The 5,985-nt window shown below is 61.8% G+C and carries 3 protein-coding genes; 2 read left to right on the plus strand and 1 reads right to left on the minus strand.

What is annotated here, in order from left to right:
• Window positions 1-621: 621 nt before the first annotated feature.
• The gene (gene clpB, locus RJQ10_RS00500) at window positions 622-3,198 is read left to right on the plus strand and encodes an ATP-dependent chaperone ClpB (protein WP_350142522.1); all 2,577 of its coding nucleotides are present in this window, start codon (window positions 622-624) and stop codon (window positions 3,196-3,198) included.
• A 35-nt stretch (window positions 3,199-3,233) separates the two neighbouring features.
• Here the strand turns inward: clpB and RJQ10_RS00505 are convergent, their stop codons facing one another.
• Window positions 3,234-3,698: a DUF4124 domain-containing protein gene (locus RJQ10_RS00505; RefSeq protein ID WP_350142524.1), complete on the minus strand. Its 465-nt coding sequence runs from the start codon at window positions 3,696-3,698 to the stop codon at window positions 3,234-3,236.
• Window positions 3,699-4,201: 503 nt separating this feature from the next.
• Between RJQ10_RS00505 and RJQ10_RS00510 the strand changes: the two genes are divergently transcribed.
• Complete coding sequence (locus RJQ10_RS00510) at window positions 4,202-5,947, plus strand: acetolactate synthase 3 large subunit (protein WP_350142526.1); 1,746 nt, start codon at window positions 4,202-4,204, stop codon at window positions 5,945-5,947.
• The last annotated feature ends 38 nt before the right edge of the window (window positions 5,948-5,985 follow it).

The following is a 5,985-nucleotide window of genomic DNA, read 5'->3' on the forward strand; positions in this document are numbered from 1 at the left end:
TACTGGCAGACCCCGTCCCGCTCGCGCAGGGCCCGGCGAATATGCTCCGGCACGATCCTCGACTTCCAGCCCACGATCAGTACCTTGCCGGCCGCATCCACCAGCACCGACACCAGCGACGCATCGCAACTGACCCGCCGCAGCGGTCGAACTCGGCGATCAGCCGCAGCAGGCGGTGATTTGCGGCATTGATCTGCGCCGCAAGGAGAGTTATCGCCTGACCCAGCTGTGCCCCATTCAGCCGCCGGGGCCAGTCTTCCACAGTCGCTGGCATGCCCATGACAAAGCCCTGAATACTGTATATGCAACCAGTATATTAGCCACGCCGCAGCAAAACTCCAGGAATCGCGTTACATCAAATGCGGCCACCCTGCGGGAAGCAGATCAGGCACAAGGCGCTTCACCACTATGCCACGGTCGAGTTCGGCGTGGAGCTCGCGCTGCGGGAGGCAGATCAGGGACAAGGCGCTTCACCAGGGAATAACCATGAAATCATGCAACCGCCGGGCAACCCGCCTTCCGCCGCCAAGCCCGCACTTGAAATAGGGCTATTCTCTCCCCATCTATCAACCATTGAGAGATTAAGCGCCCGCGAGCACGCCGGCGACCCAGGAGATGAGTATGAGAATGGACAAACTGACCAACCAACTGCAGCTGGCCCTGGCGGACGCCCAGTCTATGGCCTTGGGCAAGGACAACAATTTCATCGAACCGGTGCACCTGTTGGCGGCTCTGCTGCAGCAGCAGGGTGGCTCCACGCGTCCTCTGCTGCAGAAAGCCGGTGCCAACGTCGCCGGGTTGACGGGCGCGGCAGACAAGGCCGTAGAGGCGCTGCCGACGGTAAGTGGCAGTGGCGGTGATGTGCACATGTCCAATGATCTCGGTCGCATCCTCAATGTCAGCGACAAGCTGGCCCAGAAGGGCGGTGATGCCTATATTTCCAGCGAAGTGGTGCTGCTGGCCATGCTGGAGAGCAAGACCAGCGCCGGCGACTTGCTGAAGCAGCATGGTGTTACCGCCATCGCGCTGCAGGCTGCTATTGAACAGGTACGTGGAGGCGAAGCCGTGAACAATCCCGAAGCCGAGGAATCCCGCCAGGCGCTGGACAAGTACACTATCGATCTAACCGAGCGCGCCGAAGAGGGCAAGCTGGACCCGGTGATCGGTCGCGACGACGAAATCCGCCGCACCATTCAGGTGCTGCAGCGGCGCACCAAGAACAACCCGGTGCTGATCGGCGAACCCGGGGTGGGCAAAACCGCGATTATTGAGGGCCTGGCCCAGCGCGTGGTCAACGGTGAGGTGCCGGAGGGCCTGAAGGACAAGCGTATCCTGTCCCTGGACCTTGGCGCGCTGCTGGCCGGGGCCAAGTTCCGCGGCGATTTCGAGGAGCGCCTGAAGGCGGTGCTGAACGAACTTTCGAAGCAGGAAGGCCGCATCATCCTGTTCATCGATGAGTTGCACACGATGGTCGGCGCCGGCAAGGCCGAAGGCTCCATGGATGCGGGCAACATGCTGAAACCGGCACTGGCCCGGGGCGAGCTGCACTGTGTGGGTGCTACGACCCTGGACGAATACCGCAAGTACGTGGAGAAAGACGCCGCGCTGGAGCGCCGCTTCCAGAAGGTGCTGGTGGATGAGCCCAACGAGGAGGACACCATTGCCATTCTGCGCGGACTGAAGGAACGGTATGAGGTGCACCACGGCGTGGATATCACCGACAGCGCCATCATTGCCGCCGCCAAGCTGTCCACCCGCTACATCACCGACCGCCAGCTGCCGGACAAGGCCATCGACCTGATCGACGAGGCCGCCAGCCGCATCCGCATGGAAATCGACTCCAAGCCGGAGGCCATGGACCGCCTGGAGCGGCGCCTGATCCAGCTCAAGATCGAGCGCGAGGCGGTGAAAAAGGACAAGGACCCGGCGGCGAAAAAGCAGCTGGAGCTCCTCGACGAGCAGATTGAAAAAGTGCAGCGCGAGTTCTCTGACCTGGAGGAGGTGTGGAAGTCGGAGAAAGCTTCCGTGCAGGGTGCCGCGCACATCAAGAGCGAAATCGAACAGGCCAAGCTGGACATGGAGGCCGCCCGCCGCGCCGGCGACCTGACTCGCATGTCCGAGCTGCAGTACGGCAAGATGCCGGAACTGGAACGGCAGCTGGTGGCCGCGCAGGAGGCGGAGACCACAGAACACACCCTGCTGCGCAACAAGGTGACTGATGAGGAGGTGGCGGAAGTCGTGTCCCGCTGGACCGGCATTCCGGTGTCGAAGATGCTGGAGGGGGACCGCGAGAAACTGCTGCGCATGGAGACATCCCTGCACCAGCGTGTGGTGGGCCAGGATGAGGCGGTCAAGGCGGTATCCGACGCCGTGCGTCGTTCCCGCGCCGGCCTGTCGGATCCGAACCGGCCCAATGGGTCATTCCTGTTCCTCGGCCCCACGGGTGTGGGCAAGACCGAGCTGTGCAAGGCGCTGGCAGAGTTCCTGTTCGACAGCGAGCAAGCCATGGTGCGGGTAGACATGTCCGAATTCATGGAGAAGCACTCCGTGGCGCGCATGATCGGCGCGCCCCCAGGCTATGTCGGTTACGAGGAGGGTGGTTACCTGACCGAGGCCGTGCGTCGCCGTCCCTATTCGCTGCTGCTGCTGGACGAGGTGGAGAAGGCCCATCCGGATGTGTTCAACATCCTGCTGCAGGTACTGGAAGACGGCCGCCTGACCGACGGTCAGGGCCGTACCGTGGACTTCCGCAACACGGTAATAGTGATGACCTCCAACCTCGGCTCCGACCTGATCCAGGAAATGGCCGGGGAAGAAAATTACAGCGCTATGAAAGCGGCGGTGATGGGCGTGGTTGGCAAGCACTTCCGGCCCGAGTTCATCAACCGCATCGACGAGACTGTGGTGTTCCACCCGCTGGCGGCGGAGCAGATACGCGGGATCGCCGATATCCAGCTGCAGTCACTGCGCAAGCGGCTCGCCGAGCGTGAACTGCAGATCGAGATCACCGACGCGTTCATGGACCGCCTGGCAGCCGTGGGCTACGACCCGGTGTACGGCGCCCGCCCGCTCAAGCGCGCTATCCAGCACGAGCTGGAAAACCCCCTGGCAAACCGCATCCTGTCCGGCGAGTTTGGTCCCGGTGACACTATTCTGGTTGATGTGGAGGGTGAGGGGACAGCGTTCGGCAAGAAGTAGATGCTTCTACAGCTGGCGCTGTCCTGTGGCGGCAATTACTCGCAGTGTCGATCGATCAGGGAGAGGTTTTCTTCCCGTTTTGCCTCCCGCTCTTCAGCAGAGAGGTACTTGACCTCGCCCTGATCGTCTCTGACCCTGATTCTCGCAGATGAGTTGAGCATCTCGAGGTTCTTACGCGCGGTGGCGCAGATTTCAGGACTGTTGTGGGCTTTTGCGTCAGGGTCGCGAGCAACCGGCTCAAAGTCATTGCCGCTGCTCGGGACAACCTCCCTCGGGACTGCTCCCTGATCCCCTGGCACGACGCGCTTCAAGCCGGATTGGGTCGAGATGACCTCATAGTCAGTTCCCTGCGGGGGGGGACGGTCGCTGTGCACGGGATTGCCGCGGTCATCGAGCCAGCGGTAATAGGTTTGAGCGGCGCTGAGATGCACGCTCCCCGCAGCCAGCAGGAGGGCCAGACAGCCCCCCATCCCCCTGCGCGTTACTTGTTTTATACGCATGTCCCTTAACCCCCGGAATAGTGCCCCTGTAAAGTACCCCAGCCGCGCCGGGTGCGCAATCCGCAGCGGGGTAAACGGACATTTTCCCGGTACTGATCGTTGACAAGAGGGTGCTGGCCGCCAACAATAGCGGCGTCTTGCAGATGGTAATGACTATTGCCGGGTACCCTCGGCCGCTGGTCTACCACAGCGATGTGATGATTCGCTGCGGCTGTTTGTGAGTCCCGTATTCAGCTCGCGCCTTACCGGCCGGGTTGAGGGCCAGATACTGCGCTACCTCGCAGGGCGACCGATACACGGGTGTTCGTGATCGTTTTCCTCCGCGGAGTGCCCTTCCGGGTCATGTCCGGCGGGCCAGGTCACCGGCACCGTATCGCGCCCAGGGGGTGGCGTCGCCAGTCCGGTACCGGTCAGGTACCTTTCTTCGCAGCGTCCACACAGCAACTTGAACTGCCACGGCGAGGGTTACGCGTCGGGGGTTTATGTTATTTGGGAGACAGATTGTGGAGTTGTTATCCGGCGGTGAAATGATCGCCCGTGCCCTGGAAGATGAAGGTGTCGAGTACTTGTTCGGCTATCCCGGGGGCGCGGTCCTGCATATTTATGATGCCTTGTTCAAGACCAGTAAGGTCCCTCATGTCCTGGTGCGGCACGAGCAGGCGGCCACCCACGCGGCGGATGGCTATGCCCGCGCCACGGGCAAGCCCGGCGTGGTGCTGGTGACCTCGGGGCCCGGCGCGACCAATGCGATTACCGGGATTGCCACCGCCTACATGGATTCCATCCCCATGGTGGTGCTGTCCGGGCAGGTTGCCACCCACCTGATTGGCGAGGATGCCTTTCAGGAGACGGATATGGTGGGGATATCCCGCCCCATTGTGAAGCACAGCTTCATGATTCGCCGCGCAGAGGATATTCCGGCGACGATCAAGAAAGCTTTCCACATTGCCACCAGTGGGCGCCCGGGCCCGGTGGTGATAGATATTCCCAAGGACTGTACCCGCCCGGATGAAAAGTTCGAGTACCACTACCCGGATGCGGTGAAGCTGCGTTCCTACGCCCCGGCCCAGCGTGGCCACACCGGCCAGATCCGCAAGGCGGCCAAGCTGCTGCTGGGCGCCAAGCGTCCCATTATCTACAGCGGTGGCGGGGTGATCATGGGTGAGAGCAGCGAGCTGCTGACCACCCTGGCCCGCAAGCTCAACTATCCGGTAACCAATACCCTGATGGGCCTGGGCGCCTACCCGGCGACAGACAGGCAGTTCCTGGGCATGCTGGGTATGCACGGCTTCTACGAGGCCAATATGGCCATGCACAACAGCGACGTGATCCTCGCGGTCGGGGCCCGTTTCGACGACCGTGTCACCAACACGGTTGGCAAGTTCTGCCCCGGTGCCAAAATCATCCATATCGACATCGACCCGACTTCGATCTCCAAAACCGTGGCGGCGGACATCCCTATCGTGGGCCCGGTGCAGTCGGTGCTGCAGGACCTGATGGAGATTATCGATAATCTGCAGGAGAAGGAGCCCCAGCTTCCCGACACGGCGGCTCTGGGCCGCTGGTGGCAGCAGATCGAGGAGTGGCGCGGCAAGCACGGCCTGTGGACCGGGCGCCGCTACGGCGAGAGCAAGCGCATCATGCCCCAGCAGGTCATTGAAAGCCTGTACCGGGCGACCCGGGGGGATGCCTATGTGACCTCCGATGTGGGCCAGCACCAGATGTTCGCGGCCCAGTACTACAAGTTCGACAAGCCGCGGCGCTGGATCAATTCCGGGGGGCTCGGCACCATGGGCTTTGGCCTGCCCGCCGCCATGGGGGTAAAGCTGGCTTTTCCGGACATGGAGGTGGCCTGCGTGACCGGCGAGGGCAGCATCCAGATGAATATCCAGGAGCTGTCGACCTGTACCCAGTACAACACGCCGATCAAGATCATCAATCTGCGCAACAACTACCTGGGCATGGTCAAGCAGTGGCAGGACATGCAGTACGAGGGTCGCTACGCGATGAGCACCTACGAGGACTCCCTGCCCGACTTTGTCAAACTGGTGGAGGCCTACGGCCACGTGGGCATGCAGGTCACCAAGCTGGAGGACCTCGACCGCTGCATGGACGAGGCCTTTGCCATGAAAGACAAGCTGGTATTCCTCGATATCTTCATTGACCCGATGGAGCACGTGTATCCCATGCATGTGGCTCCCAACGGGGCGATGAAAGATATGTGGTTGAGCAAGAACGAGAGGACCTGACATGCGACGCATCATTTCAATCCTGCTGGAAAATGAAC

The organism is Haliea sp., assembly GCF_040222615.1.
GTDB lineage: Bacteria > Pseudomonadota > Gammaproteobacteria > Pseudomonadales > Halieaceae > Haliea.

Coding starts and splice junctions, on each gene's coding strand:
- clpB (WP_350142522.1), top strand. CDS start 622: ATGAGAATGGACAAACTGACCAACCAACTGCAGCTGGCCCTGGCGGAC.
- RJQ10_RS00505 (WP_350142524.1), bottom strand. CDS start 3,698: ATGCGTATAAAACAAGTAACGCGCAGGGGGATGGGGGGCTGTCTGGCC.